The 16138-nt window shown below is 59.8% G+C and carries 17 protein-coding genes; 10 read left to right on the top strand and 7 right to left on the bottom strand.

The genetic code is table 11. From position 1 onward, the window contains the following. The first annotated feature begins 303 nt into the window (after positions 1-303). The 7 genes from G3A56_RS05770 to vapC all read left to right on the top strand — a co-directional run bounded on the left by G3A56_RS05770 (position 304) and on the right by vapC (position 4182). Positions 304-642: a DUF2147 domain-containing protein gene (locus tag G3A56_RS05770; protein ID WP_003496984.1), complete on the top strand. Its 339-nt coding sequence runs from the start codon at positions 304-306 to the stop codon at positions 640-642. Positions 643-762: 120 nt separating this feature from the next. Then, a complete protein-coding gene (locus tag G3A56_RS05775) occupies positions 763-1359 on the top strand; it encodes a P-loop nucleotide/nucleoside kinase family protein (protein WP_082184634.1) in 597 nt (198 codons plus the stop codon). A 159-nt stretch (positions 1360-1518) separates the two neighbouring features. Beyond that, complete coding sequence (locus G3A56_RS05780) at positions 1519-1701, top strand: hypothetical protein (RefSeq protein WP_003496986.1); 183 nt, start codon at positions 1519-1521, stop codon at positions 1699-1701. A gap of 13 nt (positions 1702-1714) precedes the next feature. Next, the gene (locus tag G3A56_RS28405; RefSeq protein WP_003496987.1) at positions 1715-1888 is read left to right on the top strand and encodes a hypothetical protein; all 174 of its coding nucleotides are present in this window, start codon (positions 1715-1717) and stop codon (positions 1886-1888) included. 104 nt (positions 1889-1992) lie between these two features. Beyond that, positions 1993-3498 carry an AMP nucleosidase gene (gene amn, locus G3A56_RS05785; RefSeq protein ID WP_003496988.1) on the top strand — a complete coding sequence of 502 codons (1506 nt, stop codon included), beginning with the start codon at positions 1993-1995 and terminating at the stop codon, positions 3496-3498. Positions 3499-3565: 67 nt separating this feature from the next. After that, complete coding sequence (locus G3A56_RS05790) at positions 3566-3796, top strand: type II toxin-antitoxin system VapB family antitoxin (protein ID WP_082184008.1); 231 nt, start codon at positions 3566-3568, stop codon at positions 3794-3796. Then, positions 3793-4182 carry a type II toxin-antitoxin system VapC family toxin gene (gene vapC / locus G3A56_RS05795; protein ID WP_082184007.1) on the top strand — a complete coding sequence of 130 codons (390 nt, stop codon included), beginning with the start codon at positions 3793-3795 and terminating at the stop codon, positions 4180-4182. Before G3A56_RS05790 ends, vapC begins: the two co-directional genes overlap by 4 nt. 3 nt (positions 4183-4185) lie before the next feature. On the opposite strand, the gene G3A56_RS05800 is transcribed toward vapC, so the two are convergent. From G3A56_RS05800 to G3A56_RS05810, 3 genes are all read right to left on the bottom strand, one after another. After that, positions 4186-4656 carry an OsmC family protein gene (locus G3A56_RS05800; RefSeq protein WP_082184006.1) on the bottom strand — a complete coding sequence of 157 codons (471 nt, stop codon included), beginning with the start codon at positions 4654-4656 and terminating at the stop codon, positions 4186-4188. Positions 4657-4717: 61 nt separating this feature from the next. Then, positions 4718-6094, bottom strand: coding sequence for an aspartate aminotransferase family protein (locus tag G3A56_RS05805; RefSeq protein WP_164056206.1), 1377 nt, complete (start codon positions 6092-6094; stop codon positions 4718-4720). A gap of 295 nt (positions 6095-6389) precedes the next feature. Further along, positions 6390-7298 carry a diacylglycerol/lipid kinase family protein gene (locus tag G3A56_RS05810; RefSeq protein ID WP_082184004.1) on the bottom strand — a complete coding sequence of 303 codons (909 nt, stop codon included), beginning with the start codon at positions 7296-7298 and terminating at the stop codon, positions 6390-6392. A 233-nt stretch (positions 7299-7531) separates the two neighbouring features. Here G3A56_RS05810 and G3A56_RS05815 point away from each other — a divergent pair, with 233 nt between their 5' ends. Next, positions 7532-8776, top strand: a complete 1245-nt coding sequence (locus tag G3A56_RS05815; RefSeq protein ID WP_082184003.1) for an MFS transporter — start codon at positions 7532-7534, stop codon at positions 8774-8776. Positions 8777-9058: 282 nt separating this feature from the next. Next, on the top strand, positions 9059-10435 hold the full coding sequence (gene mgtE, locus G3A56_RS05820) for a magnesium transporter (RefSeq protein WP_082184002.1): 1377 nt from the start codon (positions 9059-9061) through the stop codon (positions 10433-10435). Positions 10436-10663: 228 nt separating this feature from the next. On the opposite strand, the gene G3A56_RS05825 is transcribed toward mgtE, so the two are convergent. Together G3A56_RS05825 and G3A56_RS05830 are read right to left on the bottom strand one after the other, a co-directional pair. After that, entirely contained in the window at positions 10664-11500 is an 837-nt protein-coding gene (locus G3A56_RS05825) for an undecaprenyl-diphosphate phosphatase (protein WP_082184001.1), read from the bottom strand. Between the two features lie 120 nt (positions 11501-11620). After that, positions 11621-12010, bottom strand: a complete 390-nt coding sequence (locus tag G3A56_RS05830; protein WP_082184000.1) for a winged helix-turn-helix transcriptional regulator — start codon at positions 12008-12010, stop codon at positions 11621-11623. A 103-nt stretch (positions 12011-12113) separates the two neighbouring features. Between G3A56_RS05830 and G3A56_RS05835 the strand changes: the two genes are divergently transcribed. Further along, positions 12114-13130, top strand: coding sequence for a zinc-binding alcohol dehydrogenase family protein (locus tag G3A56_RS05835; RefSeq protein WP_082183999.1), 1017 nt, complete (start codon positions 12114-12116; stop codon positions 13128-13130). Between the two features lie 88 nt (positions 13131-13218). Here the strand turns inward: G3A56_RS05835 and G3A56_RS05840 are convergent, their stop codons facing one another. Beyond that, the gene (locus G3A56_RS05840; RefSeq protein WP_082183998.1) at positions 13219-13959 is read right to left on the bottom strand and encodes a pentapeptide repeat-containing protein; all 741 of its coding nucleotides are present in this window, start codon (positions 13957-13959) and stop codon (positions 13219-13221) included. A gap of 429 nt (positions 13960-14388) precedes the next feature. Beyond that, entirely contained in the window at positions 14389-16053 is a 1665-nt protein-coding gene (locus tag G3A56_RS05845; protein ID WP_082183997.1) for an electron transfer flavoprotein-ubiquinone oxidoreductase, read from the bottom strand. Between the last annotated feature and the right edge of the window lie 85 nt (positions 16054-16138).

Genomic DNA, 16138 nt, shown 5'->3' on the forward strand with positions numbered 1-16138 from the left:
TTCATTCACCACGATCAAAACAACGATTTTTGAATTTCCCACCCTTCTGCGCTTTCCGCAGGCGCAAATGCTGCCTAACGACCGCAAATTTCTGTTTCCTTTTACGTGAACGTAAAATAATATCCGCCTGCCTGTCATGAGGATGAAACAGGCAAAGGACAAAGCGAACGGAGCGAGCAATCGTTGCGCCGCAGGGTGGCCATGCATCGTGGATGACGCGTGGCAGCCGAAGAGGTTTGGATCTGCGCATATAGTCCCTGACCGGGTTCAGGAGACGCTGCGCGAATTTCGGGAGGAGTTTTTATGAAGCGTGTGATGATGATTGCCGCCGCCCTCATGATGGGCGGCACCTTTGCCTTTGCCGCCGAGCCCATTGAAGGCAACTGGAAGACGGCAAGTGGCGAGACAGCCTCAATCGGCCCCTGCGGCGCGGCCTTCTGCGTGACGCTGAAGACCGGCAAACATGCCGGAAAACAGATCGGCAAGCTTTCCGGCAAGGGAAACAGCTATGCCGGCGAAATCACCGATCCCGCCGCCGACAAGACATATAGCGGCTCCGGCACCGTTTCCGGCAATTCGCTGAGCATGAAGGGTTGCGTGCTGAAGATCCTGTGCAAATCACAGACCTGGACGCGGCTGTAAGACAAGGCGCGGCGGGTAAGCTTTGACAGCTTGCCTGCCGTTGCAAACGGATGTGGCGTGGAACAGATTTATCCGCTGGTGTATCGTTACGGCCCAGCCGAATACCATCAAGAGCGACGCATGCGCCCCACCCTCTCCACAATCCTGATCTCGGGCACCTCGCATGTCGGCAAAAGCACCCTTGCCGGTCGCTTGAGCGCAGAGCTCGGTTGCGAGGCAATATCGACCGACAGTCTCGCGCGCCACCCGGGACGTCCCTGGCCCGGCATACCGGCGCCTGTGGAAGAATTTTACTCGCAACTGTCGGCAGAAACGATCCATTGGTTTCTGAAGGTGCATCACCAGAATATCTGGCCGCTTATCCGCGGGCTGATCGACAGCAAAACCGGCACCGGCAATCTCGCCGTTTTCGAGGGTGCGGCCCTGCGGCCGGAATTGATAGCCCCGCTTCTTGATATCACCACCGCCGGCGTCCTCCTCCATGCGGAGAATGATTTTCTTCTGGAGAGAATGCGCTTGCAGGCACGATACGCCGATGCGACGGCCGGCCAGCGCCGGCTCATGGATGCCTTCATCGAACGATCGCTGCGTGAAAATACCGAAATGCTGGCATCGGCGCGGCAAAACGGCATGCCGCTTGTGGATGTTGCGAAACCCGCAGCGCTTGAGAGCTTCGTCATCGAACTTGTCGAGCGCGCCGGAGCTTCTCCCGCATGATGCGGAAAGCGGGCGTCCATGTTCCTTGCACCTTCGAAAGCTTCAATTTCTGCCGCACTCTGGCCTGTTAACCTCCCTGAACACCATATGAACCGGGGTCTCAGGGTCCGTTCAGTCCGACTGTGGCAAAACTCTGTCCATCAACTCCAATAAAGGGGAATGGACATGACAAAGTTGATCAGCCGGCTGGCAATCTTCGCGTTTCTCATGGCGATCTTCGCCATGTCCTTCGCTTCGCTCGTCGTCAATCCCAACCGCAGCTTTCAGCGGGTGAATGCCGGTGCGGCCATCGCCTGCCAGCATAGCCCGGCGCCCGTCGCCAATTGCCCCGTCGTGCTCTAAGAAGGACAGGTCCATGACCAGCAGCTTTTCCAATGGCCTGTTTTCCGCACTGAGACTGGTGCTGATGGCCTCGATCTTTCTCGGCCCGGTGGCGGGACTTGCGGTTTACAAGGCCGATCCCCGCCCGGCATCCAAGGGCGCCGGTTTCGTGCTTCTGATGAGCCTGCAGCGCGGCGCGCTCGGCTGAGATTTCGCAAATCCCCTTATCGCTTCAGCCGCTTTTTCCGTTTCTTTTCAGTTTCTTCGTATTTCTGTCGCTTGCCTGTCGAAATAGGCCTCTTATAATGGGCCATGACAATAGCAAAACCAACGATTCCGCCCCTCACCTTCGTCACTCCTGAGCCTTTCGCGCCGCAGACATTCACGGACCCGAAAGAAGCGGTGGCGGCTTTGAACGCGCTTTACGAACGCAATACGGCGTTCCTGATCAATTCCTTCACCGAACTGGCCAAGGGCGCGCCAATTGCCGGCCGCTACCGCGCCTGCTATCCGCAGGTCAGTCTTGAGACCGCAACCTTCGGCCATGTCGATTCGCGTCTCTCCTACGGCCATGTCACCGCCCCCGGCGTCTATACAACGACGATCACCCGGCCGGAGCTTTTCCGCCATTATCTCAAGGAACAGCTGGGGCTTCTGATGAAGAACCACGGCGTTCCGGTCACGGTATCGGAATCGGCCACGCCCATTCCGCTGCATTTCGCTTTCGGCGAAGGCGCCTATGTCGAGGCGGCGGCGGCCTCGTCGCTATCCGACGTGCCGCTGCGCGATCTGTTCGATACGCCCGATCTCAACAATACCGACGATCTCATCGCCAATGGCGAATATGATCAGGTGCCCGGCGAACCCGCGCCGCTTGCACCCTTTACGGCGCAGCGTATCGATTATTCGCTGGCGCGCCTCAGCCACTATACGGCGACCAGCGCCAGCCATTTCCAGAACTTCGTGCTGTTCACCAACTACCAGTTCTATATCGATGAATTCGCCGCATGGGCGCGTCAATTGATGAAGAATGGCGGTGAGGGTTACACGGCCTTCGTGGAGCCGGGCAACATCATCACCCCTGCCGGCTCCGACAGGCCGGAAACGGACGCCGTTCTCGGCCGCCTGCCGCAGATGCCCGCCTATCACCTGAAGAAAAAGGGCCATGCCGGCATTACGCTGGTCAATATCGGCGTTGGCCCTTCCAACGCCAAGACGATCACCGACCATATCGCCGTGCTGCGCCCACATGCCTGGCTGATGGTCGGCCATTGCGCCGGCCTGCGCAACAGTCAGCGACTGGGCGATTATGTTCTGGCGCATGCCTATGTGCGTGAGGACCACGTTCTCGACGACGACCTGCCGGTCTGGGTGCCGATCCCGGCGCTTGCCGAAGTGCAGCTGGCGCTGGAAGGCGCTGTCGCGGAAGTCACCGGTTATGAAGGCTTCGAACTGAAGCGCATCATGCGCACCGGCACCGTCGCTACCATCGACAACCGCAACTGGGAACTTCGCGATCAGGCCGGGCCCGTCAAGCGCCTGTCGCAATCGCGCGCCATAGCGCTCGACATGGAATCGGCCACCATCGCCGCCAACGGCTTCCGCTTCCGCGTGCCCTACGGCACCCTGCTCTGCGTCTCCGACAAGCCGCTGCATGGCGAACTGAAGCTGCCGGGCATGGCAACGGAGTTCTACCGCACGCAGGTCGCCCAGCATTTGCAGATCGGCATCCGCGCCGTGCAGAAACTGGCCGCCATGCCGACGGAAACCCTGCATTCGCGCAAGCTCAGAAGCTTTTACGAGACGGCGTTCCAGTAAAAACAGATATCGCAGAAAGCGTCCTTGGTGTATTGTTTCGAAAATCGATACACCAAGGGTTTTCCCAATGCGCACCAACATTGAACTTGATGACGCCTTGATCGCCGAGGCGATGGAAATAACCGGTCTCTCCACCAAAAAAGCGACAGTAGAAAAGGCATTGCGGGATCTCGTGCGCATTCACCGTCAAATGCGTGCGCTTGATGCATTAGAGGGCATGGGCTGGGAAGGCAATCTGGATGAGATGCGGACGGACTGGGATGCGGAAACGGATTGGGACATAAAGGATTCCAAATGATCGTCGCAGATACGTCTGCATGGATTTCGCTCATTCGAAAAGATTCACCCGCCCTCGCTTTAAAGCTTCGCACCGCCATAACGCAGAGTAACATCCTTGTCGGAGACATTGTTCTCCTGGAGGTTCTTCAGGGTGCACGCGACGGCCAACATGCTCGCCGTCTGGAGCAAATGTTAAGCGAATTTCCCTGCGTCGCGATGATGTCTCCCCAACTCGCTATCAAGGCTGCCGCGAATTACCGCTTCCTACGGGGGCGCGGTTATACGATCCGTAAAAACAACGACCTCATCATCGGCACTTACTGCATCGAAAACGGATACGAACTGCTGCACAACGACCGAGACTTTCAGCCTATGGCCGATCATCTCGGTCTGCAACTGGCCTGAATTTCAAACTAGCTTCACTGTCCCCTCCACACGCACCGGAAAATTCACCGACCGTGCGATGAAGCATTTATCGTGCGCGTCGTGATGCAATTCGTCCGCTCTGGCGAGGTCGCCTTTCGAGATGGTGATAACGGGCTTCAGCACCACTTCGCTGAATTGCCCCGCGCCGTCCTTTTCCATCACCAGCGTGCCTTCGGCATTGTCGATATAGTCTTCAACGATGATGCCATTGACGGAGCAGAAATGCAGATACCAGAGCTTGTGGCAGGCCGAGAGCGAGGCGACCAGCAGGTCTTCCGGGTTCCAGCGGGAAGGATCGCCGCGGAAGGCTGGGTCGGAGGAGCCGGCGATATCGGCTTTTCCCGAAGTGGAAATCGTATAGTCGCGTTCATAGTCACGGTAGCCCGAGGTGCCCTTGCCGCGATTGCCGGTCCACTTCACCTGAACGGCATAGTGATGTTCCTGTCCTGCCATGTTAATTCCTCCCTTAAGAGTTTTTTGTCGCATTTTTCCGGACGTAAATGGCTATACGCTTTTACCGGATATGCTCTCGCGTATCGCGCAGGTGATCGAGCCCGTGGCGCAGCGTCTCGATGATCTGGTCCACCTCCGAACGGCTGATCGTCAGCGCCGGCGAAGCCAGCATGCGGTCGCCGGTGGCGCGCATCACGAGGCCGTTCGCCAGACAATGGTTGCGCACTTCAGTGCCGATATCATCCAGCTTGTCAAAACGTCTGCGGGTCGCCTTGTCGGCCGTCAGCTGCAGGCCGCCCATGAGGCCGACATTCACCGCCTCACCCACCAGTTCGTGGTCGGTGAGGCTCTTCCAGCCCTCAGAAAAATAAGGGCCGATATCGTCACGCACCCGCTCCACCAGCCCCTCATCCTCGATGATACGAAGGTTTTCAAGGGCAGCAGCGGCGCAGACGGGATGGCCGGAATAGGTGAAGCCGTGGTTGAAATCGCCAACCTCGGACAACATCACCTCCGCCACACGGTCGGAAACGATGACGCCTCCGATCGGCAGATAACCGGAAGACAGGCCCTTGGCGACGGGCGCGAGGTCCGGCTCCACACCAAAATGCTGGTAACCGAACCAGGAGCCGAGACGACCGAAACCGCAGATCACCTCATCCGACACCAGCAGAATGTTGCGCGCCTTGCAGATGCGGGCGATTTCCGGCCAGTAGGTTTCCGGCGGCACGATGACGCCGCCCGCACCCTGAATGGGTTCGGCTACGAAAGCGGCGACATTTTCCTCGCCGAGTTCATCGATCTTCGCTTCCAGTTCGCGGGCCACCTTCAGGCCGAATTCAGCGGGTGAGAGATCGCCGCCCTCAGCATACCAATAGGGCTGGCCGATATGGGCAATGCCCTCGATCGGCAGGTTGCCCTGCTCATGCATCCACTTCATGCCGCCGAGCGAAGCGCCGGCGACCGTGGAGCCGTGATAGCCGTTGCGTCGGGCAATCACCTTGGTCTTCGTCGGATGGCCGAGCGCCTTCCAGTAAACCCGCGCCATGCGGAACCAGGTGTCGGTGGCTTCCGAACCGGAATTGGTGAAGAAAACATGGTTCATCTTCGGCCCGGCGCGCGAAGCGATCTTCTGCGCGAGAAGCGTCGCGGGCGGCGTGGTGGTGCCGAAAAAGGCGTTGTAATAGGGCAGTTCGTTCATCTGGCGCTGCACGACATCGGCGATCTCGCGGCGTCCATAACCGATATTGACGCACCACAGGCCGGCAAAGGCGTCGAGATATTTCTTGCCGGTGCTGTCATAGATGAACACCCCTTCCGCGCGCTCGATGATGCGGGTGCCGGCGGCATTCAGCTTGCCCATGTCGGAAAAGGGATGGAGGTGATGGGCGGCATCGATGGCGGCAAGGTTGGACATCGGCTTGGAGACTTCATTCATGACAGATCGCACTCCCGCAAAAGCAACGGCCGCTCACGCTGCCGCATCCAATCGAACATGGCCGGGCGGCTTCGATTTGGCAAGACTGGCGTTTTTGAGGGGGTATTGAGGGCGCGACATCGCTCCTTGTTTCTTCTCCCCGCCGGGGAGAAGAAGGGTCGGATGAGGGGGCAAGCTCTCCGCATATCTCGACCCTCGCCCCCTCATCCCGCTGCCGCGGACTTCTCCCCTCGGGGAGAAGAAACAAGCGGCGACCACCCGATCCAGCGCGGTTGTCTCGCATCTCAGCCACGCGCTATGCGAAGAACGACCGCCCCACCAGCACCTTCAATTCGCCGGCGTGAACCTTGAGCGCCACGTCGCGTTCCATCGGCAGCAATTCGCCGTCGATGACGCAGCGCACATCATGGCGTTTCTTTGGAAAATGCAGCTCCACATCCGTCACGGTCATGGCCGTTACGGCGGCGTTTTCCTTCAGCCTGCCGCGCAGAATGTCGAAAACGAGCCTTGCGACACCCGAAGGCGGCAGCGGATCGGTGAGGTAAAAACCGAGATGGCCGCCCGACACACTATCCGCCACCAGCAGAGAATTCTGCCCGAACTCATTGTTGGAGACCGAAATGGCGGAGACCTTGCGGTGCTGCACCGTGCCGTTGACCGTGTAGTCCACCTCGAACACCGGCGGATTGAGAATGACGCTGATGGCGGCGCGGATGCTTGCCTTGATCTTGCCGAGACGGGACGCGAAGGCGAGGTTGTTGCGATAGCGTACCATGCGCGAATGCAGGCCCGCCGAAAACTGGTGGACGAAGAGCCTGCCATTGGCGCTGGCAATATCGACATTGGCAACCTCTCCATTTGCCAGCGTTTCCAGGGACTGGCGAATATCGAGCGGCAGCTTCAGCGAACGGGCAAACAGGTTCATGGTGCCGGCGGGCACGATGCCGAGCGCGATGCCGTGTTTCCAGGCAATACCGGCAGCCGCCGAAATCGTGCCGTCACCGCCGCCGGCAATGATGCCTTCGATATCAGGCTCATCGGCGGCGCGCTCCATTTCCTCAACGATATCCTTTCCGGAAACCAGCCGGCAATCGATCGTGTGGCCGGCGCGGGAAAAGACCTCGCGGGCGTGTTCGCAATAGGCATCCATATCCGTGGTGCGAAAGGTGCCGCCGTCACGATTGAAAATTGCTATGAGCTTCATGTTCCAACCTGATCCCGTGAGGCAGCCGCGCGTAAATGCCTGGGGTTATATAGGGTTCCAAACACCATCGCGTGAAGATGCTCTTTTGCCGAGAATCGCTCTACCGCAACGCATCATTTCATGTTAGGGATGACTTAAGGTCATTTTCATGACCGCGCATCTCCAGTCAGGGCAGACCGCTCCCATACGGTCTTGCCCTTTTTTCTGTGGGGCCCTCCCCTTCTCAGGTCACAATGAGCCAGTCGAATATTTCCGAAGTCCGCTCCGGAGCGGAGAATGAAACCGTTTACACGGCTGCACCGGCTGTGGCCCTGTCACCGTTTGCCATCGCTCTCATCGAGCTGGCGCTTGCCGCCGGCGGCTTCGGCATCGGCACCGGCGAATTCGCCATCATGGGCCTGCTGCCCGATGTCGCTACGACCTATGGCGTGACGGTGCCGCAGGCGGGTTACGTCATCACGGCCTATGCGCTGGGTGTCGTCATCGGCGCACCCATCATCGCGGTCCTTGCCGCGCGCATGACGCGCCGCACTTTGCTTCTCGGCCTCATGGGGCTTTTTGCGGCTGGCAATATCCTGAGCGCCCTTGCACCCGATTTCCTGAGCTTCACCGTTCTGCGCTTCATCACCGGCCTGCCGCATGGCGCCTATTTCGGCGTTGCGGCGCTGGTGGCGGCGTCCATGGCGCCGATCCACAAGCGCGCCCGCGCCGTCGGTCGCGTCATGCTCGGTCTCACCATCGCCACTCTGCTCGGCACGCCGCTTGCCACCTTCTTCGGCCAGCTGCTGTCCTGGCGCGCGGCCTTCATGCTGGTGGGCGGCATAGCACTGCTGACTGTTGCTCTCCTGTGGCTGTTCCAGCCGCGTGACAAGGTGGAGGAAGGTGCCAGCGTCTGGCGCGAACTCGGCGCTTTCCGCCGTGTGCAGGTGTGGCTGACGCTCGCCATCGCCTCGGTCGGCTTCGGCGGCATGTTCTCGGTCTTCAGCTATATCGCCAAGACGACCACGGATGTGGCGATGATGCCGGTTTCCACCGTTTCCATGGTGCTGGCGCTGTTCGGCATCGGCATGAATGTCGGCAATGTGGTCGGTTCGCGGCTTGCGGATATATCGCTCAACGGCACGATTGGCGGCATGCTGGCCTTCAACGTGGTGGTCATGGCGGTTTTCGGCATGACGGCGCAGGATCCGTTCATGCTCTGCCTCTGCGTGTTCCTGATCGGCTGCGGTTTCGCCGCCTGTCCGGCCGTGCAGACGCGGCTGATGGATGTGGCAGCGGATGCGCAGACGCTGGCCGCCGCTTCCAACCATTCCGCCTTCAACATCGCCAATGCGCTCGGCGCCTGGCTCGGCGGCCTCGTTATCGCCATGGGCTATGGTTATGCCTCGACAGGTTATGTCGGCGCGGTTTTGTCCCTTCTCGGGCTTGGCGTTTTCCTCGTTTCCGTCACCGTCGAACGACGCGAAAAGGCGGCTTGAAGTCGCCTTTTTTACAGCCTGCATCGCCGCCCCTCGCCGCGGTGCAGAACCTTGCGGAAATTTCATAATCGGGTGCTTGACTCTTTTCGGTTTCAGGCGCAACACGGCCTTACGCGCATGCCAACCAGCACGGCGCGGATTTCAACGGAGCATCATTGGATGTCTAGCGACAGTAGCAGTCGATTGCCTTTGCCGAGACCGGCGAACGTGAACTGATCCGACCACTGTCGGCTCACCACCGCGTTCGCCGTTATCGGCGAATCGACGGAAAGGTGAGCAATCATGAACTTCCACAACCTCTCCCAGAGGGCCAGCAAGGCCGCACGTCTTCTTCGTAGCGGAACCACCGGTTCCTCCACCACCATCGCCGAACGCGTCGAGCACCTCAACACGCTCGATGTCAGCGAAGCTGCAACCGCCCTCCTCGCAATGCCGCAGGCAAAGGCCGTCGCCATTCTCGACCGGCCCGAACTGCATGGCGCAGCCGCCATCATCGCCCATATTCCTGTCGAACAGGCAGCCCGCTTCGTCAACCTGATGTCTGACGACCGTGTTGCCGACGTCATGGCGGAAATGGCGGAAGAGCCGCGGGCAAAGCTGTTTTCCCGGCTGGACCGGACGACGGCTCTCTCCATCAAGCACCTGATGGGTTATCCGCCGCGCACCGCCGGCTCGATCATGACCACGGAATTCGTCAGCGTGCCTGATGACTGGACGGTGGAACAGACCCTTTCGCACATCCGCGTCGTCGAGCGGTCGCGTGAAACGGTCTATGCCATCTATGTGCTGGCTGAGGACGGAACGCTCTCCACCGTCGTGACGCTGCGCCGCCTGGTGACGGGTGAGCCCGGCGCTTCCATCCTCTCCGTCGCATCGAAGGAAGGCATCGTCTGCGCCAGCCCCCTGATGTCACAGGAGGATGTCGCCCGGCTGATCCGCAAGCACGACCTTCTGGCGCTGCCCGTCGTCGATGACCACTCGCATATTCTCGGCATCGTCACCGTTGACGACGTGATCGACACCATGATCGCCGATACCACGGAAGACGCCCACAAGTTCGGCGGTATGGAAGCGCTGGGCAAGCCCTATATGACGATCGGTTTTCCGGACATGATCCGCAAGCGCGCCGGCTGGCTCGCAGCACTCTTCCTCGGTGAAATGCTGACGGCCAGCGCCATGCAGCATTTTGAAGGTGAGCTGGAAAAGGCCGTGGTGCTGACGCTGTTCATTCCGCTCATCATGTCTTCGGGCGGCAACTCCGGTTCGCAGGCCACCTCGCTCATCATCCGGGCGCTGGCGCTCGGCGAGTTGAAGCTTTCCGACTGGTGGCGGGTGCTTCTGCGGGAAATCCCGACGGGCCTGACGCTTGGCTGCATTCTGGGCGCCATCGGTTTCCTGCGTCTGACGGTCTGGCAGCAGGCGGGCTTTTATGACTATGGCGAGCACTGGCTGCTGGTGGGCGCCACCGTCTTTGCGGCGCTTGTCGGCATCGTCACCTTCGGTTCGCTCGCCGGCTCCATGCTGCCCTTCGTGCTGCAGCGCCTGCGGCTCGATCCCGCCAGCGCATCGGCCCCCTTCGTCGCCACGCTGGTGGATGTCAGCGGCCTCGTCATCTACTTCTCGGTGGCGCTGGTAATCCTGAGCGGCACATTGCTTTGAAAGACGAAAGGCCCGCTCCAACAAGCGGGCCTTCTACATTTCGCGGCACGTCATAATCTCTCCTCCGTCATGCCGGACTTGATCCGGCATCCAGCCACGGCGCGTCTGCGCCGTGAGAAAAGTCTTTTGCGCTCAATGACTTGATCGCGCTGGACCCCAGATCTGGTCCGGGGTGACGGCGTGCGGATGATGCAACTTTGCCAAAAGCATGGTTCCTGGAAAAGCCCATCACCCGCCGGCGCTGATGACGCCCGTTCCCAGCAGCCCAAGCAGAATGAAGCCGATGACCACGCGGTACCAGACGAAGGGCATGTAGCTTTTGGTCGAGACCAGCTTGAGGAACACAACAATCACCGCATAACCGACGATGAAGGCGATCAGGGTCGCAAGTCCCGTCGGTCCCCAGCCGACCGGATTATCCTCGCCGATGCTCTTGAAGAGCTGGTAGAAACCGGAGCCGAAGACGGCGGGAACGGCGAGCAGGAAGGAATAACGGGCCGCCGCCTCGCGGGTGTAGCCTAAAAGCAGGCCGGCGCTGATGGTGCCGCCGGAGCGCGAGACGCCGGGGATGAGCGCCATGGCCTGCGCGAAGCCGAACAGGATACCGTCGCGCCAGATCAGCTGGTTCAGCTTGTAACGCTTTTCACCGATCCTGTCGGCGATGCCGAGGACGATGCCGAAGACGATCAGCATTACGGCGGTGATATAGAGGTTGCGCAGCGAATGCTCGATGGCATCCTTGAAGAACAGGCCGAGAAAGACGATCGGCACCGAGCCGACGATGATCAGCCAGCCAAGCCGGGCATCGGCCTTGTCATAGGGGCCGAGGCGAAGGTTCTGCCGCAGCCAGGCGGTGGCGATCCGCATGATGTCGGACCAGAAGTAAACCAGCACCGCCATTTCCGTGCCGATTTGGGTAATCGCGGTGAAGGCGGCACCGGGATCCGCGCCGGAGGGTAGGAACTCCCCGGCTATCCGCAGATGCGCGCTTGAAGAAATCGGAAGAAATTCCGTAAGTCCTTGCAAAAGGCCGAGAAATCCGGCCTCCATCCAACCCATGCTCATGTGCTTTGATGTCCCTGCTGCGAATCACGATGGCAGCATTATGCATCAATCGGGGCAAATCCGTGTTGCGTCGCACCATCCCCGGCCCGCAAGTGTGGATGTGGTTTTACCCGTGATTTTTCAGGCTGCCTTCTCTTCAGTCGCTGGAAGCTGGGTATATTTCGCGCCGTTCTTGCAGACGACATGGGCGTCGCCCCAGACTTTCAGCGCCGAGATTACCGGCCTCATGGTCTCGCCAAGCGGTGTCAGCGCATAGTCCACGCGCGGCGGCACCACCGGAAAGACGGTGCGCGAAATCAGGCCCGCCTCTTCCAGCTCGCGCAGCTGCTTCGTCAGCATGCGCTGGGTAACGCTGGGAATATGGCGGCGCAGCTCGTTGAAGCGCAGCGTGCCCTCGTTGATGAGATGATAGAGGATCACGCCCTTCCATTTTCCATCGAGGAAACTTAAGGCCGATTCCACCGGGCAGCCGGGAAAGTTGCCGGTAAGCTTGGCGCGCGGTCGCGACATCACAGTATCCTTTTTGTATGTATCATCACAAAATGTGCATTCTTGCGATCGATGTTCATATGTATCAAGTAAGAGGCACGCAAACAAGCAAAGGAGACTGTTCATGCGCGCCATCGGTTACAGGACGAACCAGCCAATCACCGCAAAAGAAGCCCTTGTCGATATCGACCTGCCCCAGCCGGAGGCGAAGGGGCACGATATTCTGGTGGAGGTGAAGGCCGTTTCGGTCAACCCCGTCGATACCAAGGTGCGCCGAAATCAGGCTCCGGAAAACGGCACAGCTCGCGTGCTCGGCTTCGACGCGGCGGGTGTGGTAAAGGCCGTCGGCGACAAGGTCTCGCTGTTCAAGCCCGGCGACGAGGTGTTTTACGCCGGTGTCATCAACCGCCCAGGCTCCAACAGCGAATTCCACCTGGTTGATGAGCGGATCGTCGGCGCAAAGCCGAAATCACTGAGTTTCGAGGAAGCCGCCGCTCTGCCGCTGACGGCGATCACCGCTTATGAGACGCTGTTCGACCGGCTGCGGGTGAAGGAGCCGGTTCCGGGTGCCGCGAACGCCGTTCTGGTGATTGGTGGCGCTGGCGGGGTCGGCTCGATCGCCATCCAGCTTCTGAGGGCGCTGACGGACCTCACCGTCATCGCCACGGCTTCACGGCCAGAAACGATGCAATGGGCCAAAGACCTCGGCGCACATCACGTCGTCGATCACAGCAAGCCGATCGCCCCGCAGGTGGAGGCGCTTGGTCTCGGTGCCCCGGGCTTCGTTTTCTCGACCACCCACAGCGATATCCACGCCGCCGACAGCGTCGCAACCATCGCCCCGCAGGGCCGTTTCGCGCTGATCGACGATCCGGCCGGCGGTTTCGACATCATGGCCTTCAAGCGCAAATGCATATCGATCCATTGGGAAATGATGTTCGCCCGCGCGGTTTTTGAGACGCCTGATATGATCGAACAGCACAAGCTGCTCAACCACGTCGCGCAGCTGGTCGATGCCGGCAAGATCAAAACGACGCTGACGGAAGTTTTCGGCACCATCAACGCCGCAAACCTCATCAAGGCGCATGCTCTGATCGAGAGCAACAAGGCCAAGGGCAAGATCGTACTTTCGGGCTTCTGATCGAAGATGAGGCGTCCGCATCGCGGACGCTTCTATCCCCTTTTACGGAAAACGCATTTGCCGCGTAAAAACCGCGCGGCCCCTCCCGTCACTCGTCGTCCGGATCTTCCGGGCATGGCCAGGAGGCGGGTACCGTCAGGCCGTTCGGCAACTTGGTCTTGGCGTCGCCGCAGGCGATATCCACCTGCTTTTGCTCCAGCCCGGTCGCGGTGGAAAGATCAACCCCTTCGATCCGGGTCAACAGCAGGAAGGCGCTGGTGAAATCCACCGGGCCGCCAAGCTTTGCGCCACCGAAACGGGCACGCGACAGGTTGGTCAGGGAGAATTTCGAGCCGTTCAGCGTCGCGCCTTCAAAATCGGCACGGCCGAGTTCGGCCTTGGTGAAATCCGTGCCGTCGAGCTTGGTATTCTCGAACTTGGTCCGCTGCATTTCGGCATTGATGAATTTGGCATTGGTGGCATCGGCGGCTGAAAAATCGCTGCGATAGGCTTCCACCTTGGTCAGGTTGGCGCCCTGAAGGTTTGCTTCTCCCAGAGCCGTGCGGATGAGTTTCGCCTTTTCGAGATTGGCGCCCTTCAAAGAGGAACCGCGCAGGTCGGTATAGGTGAAATCGGTGCCGTAAAGCATTGCCGAATCGAGATTGCTGCCGCCCAGCATCAGCAGGCGCTTGTTGCATTCGCGCCAGTCGATGCCGGCCATGGCATCCGTACGGCAACTGGCAGCCACCAGCGGACCGCCGCTCAATGAGACTGCAACGACCACCCCCGCCGCCAAAGCGACGCCAAACCTTGTGTTCCGCACGATATTCAGCCTTTGAAAGCCGGACATTCTCTTAACTCCCTGCCGCCGGGCGACGGCACCTAGGACCATATGCACATCAAGGCGTTACCGCATTTACGGCCCGCACTCCACTCGCCGTTGACGCTACAACACCCCAACATCCTATATGTAAGAAATCGAAGAGCAATCCACAAATAGACAGGGGGCAACGGGGCTGTGGATACCACATCCCGTCAAGCCGGGCTTGACCCGCCAACCAGTCAGGGGCGAATGCGCCGTGGAAAATCAGTCCTTGCAATCAAAGACTTGCTCGTTCCGAAAATAACGGTCGAGAGTGATTGCAAGCGGTCTTCCCACGCTCGACGTCATCCTCGGGCCTGCCACGAGGATCCACTCACGTATCGTAAAATCAGCCCGTGCAGATGCTCGGGACAGGCCCGAGCATGACGGAGGAGAAGGCTTCAGCCGTAATCGCCATCACATATTGGCGTAAACCGGCCCCTCGCCACCCTGCGGCGGCACCCAGTTGATGTTCTGGTTGGGATCCTTGATGTCGCATGTCTTGCAGTGCACGCAGTTCTGCGCGTTGATGACGTAAACCTCTTCGCCGTCCTTCTCCACCCACTCGTAAACACCTGCCGGACAATAACGCGTCGAGGGGCCGGCATAGATGTCGTGTTCGGAGCGCTTCTGCAACTCCATATCCTTCACATGAAGATGCACCGGCTGGTCCTCTTCATGGTTGGTGGAGGACAGGAACACCGACGACAGGCGATCGAAGGTCAGAACGCCGTCAGGCTTGGGATAGGCGATCGGCTTGTGCTTCGAAGCCGGTTCGAGGCTCTGCGCATCCGTCTTGCCGTGCTTCAGCGTGCCGAAGAAGGAGAAACCGAACAGCTGGTTGGTCCACATGTCCAGACCGCCAAGACCGACACCGACGAGCGTGCCGAATTTCGACCACAGCGGCTTGACGTTGCGCACCCGCTTCAGGTCCTTGCCGATATCGCCGTCGCGCCATTCGGCCTCGATCTCCGCCACCTCGTCATGGGCGCGGCCGGCGGAAATCGCCGCGGCGATCTTTTCCGCCGCCAGCATGCCCGACAGCACAGCATTATGGCTGCCCTTGATACGCGGAACGTTGACGAAACCGGCGGAACAGCCGATCAGCGCGCCGCCCGGGAAAGTCAGCTTCGGCACCGACTGGTAACCGCCTTCGGTGATGGCGCGCGCGCCATAGGAGATGCGCTTGCCGCCCTCGAAGGTATCGCGGATGGCCGGATGGGTCTTGAAGCGCTGGAATTCCTCGAAAGGATAGAGATAGGGGTTCTTGTAATTGAGGTGCACCACGAAGCCGACGGCGACGAGATTATCCTCGAGATGGTAGAGGAAGGAACCGCCGCCGGTCTTGAAACCGAGCGGCCAACCGAAGGAATGCTGCACGAGACCCTGCTTGTGGTGTTCCGGCTTGACCTGCCAGAGCTCCTTGATGCCGATGCCGAATTTTTGCGGCTCGCGATCTCTGGAAAGCTCGAATTTGGAAATCAGCTGCTTGGCGAGCGAACCGCGCACACCCTCTCCAACAAGCACATATTTGCCATGCAGTTCCATGCCGCGGGTGAAGGCCGGACCCGGTTCGCCGTTCTTCTCGATGCCCATATCGCCGGTGGCGACACCGATCACCGCGCCCTCGTCATTATAAAGCACTTCGGTGGCGGCAAAGCCCGGATAGATCTCGACGCCGAGAGCCTCCGCCTTTTCCGCCAGCCAGCGACAGACGAGACCAAGCGAGACGATGTAATTGCCGTGATTATTCATGAGCGGCGGCATCATGAAGTTCGGCAGGCGGATGGAGCCGGCAGGGCCCAGGAACATGAACTGGTCGTCCTTGACCTCGGTCTTGAAGGGATGCCCCTCCTCTTCCCGCCAGCCGGGCAGCAGCCTGTCGATGCCGATAGGATCAACCACAGCGCCCGAGAGGATATGCGCGCCGACTTCAGCGCCCTTTTCCAGAACGACAACCGAAAGCTCCGGCTCGACCTGCTTCAGACGGATCGCGGCGGCAAGACCCGCAGGACCAGCACCGACGATCACAACGTCGAATTCCATCGCTTCGCGTTCGGGCAGTTCCATCACTTCCGTCATCTTGTCCTCTCCGCATCGCCGGTCCCATCCGGCTGTTGTTATATCCGCTTTTTGGCATCTTCGCCGCATTGGCTGCGCAGGTCAA

The sequence above is a fragment of the Rhizobium oryzihabitans genome, assembly GCF_010669145.1.
GTDB classification, from domain to species: Bacteria; Pseudomonadota; Alphaproteobacteria; order Rhizobiales; family Rhizobiaceae; genus Agrobacterium; species Agrobacterium oryzihabitans.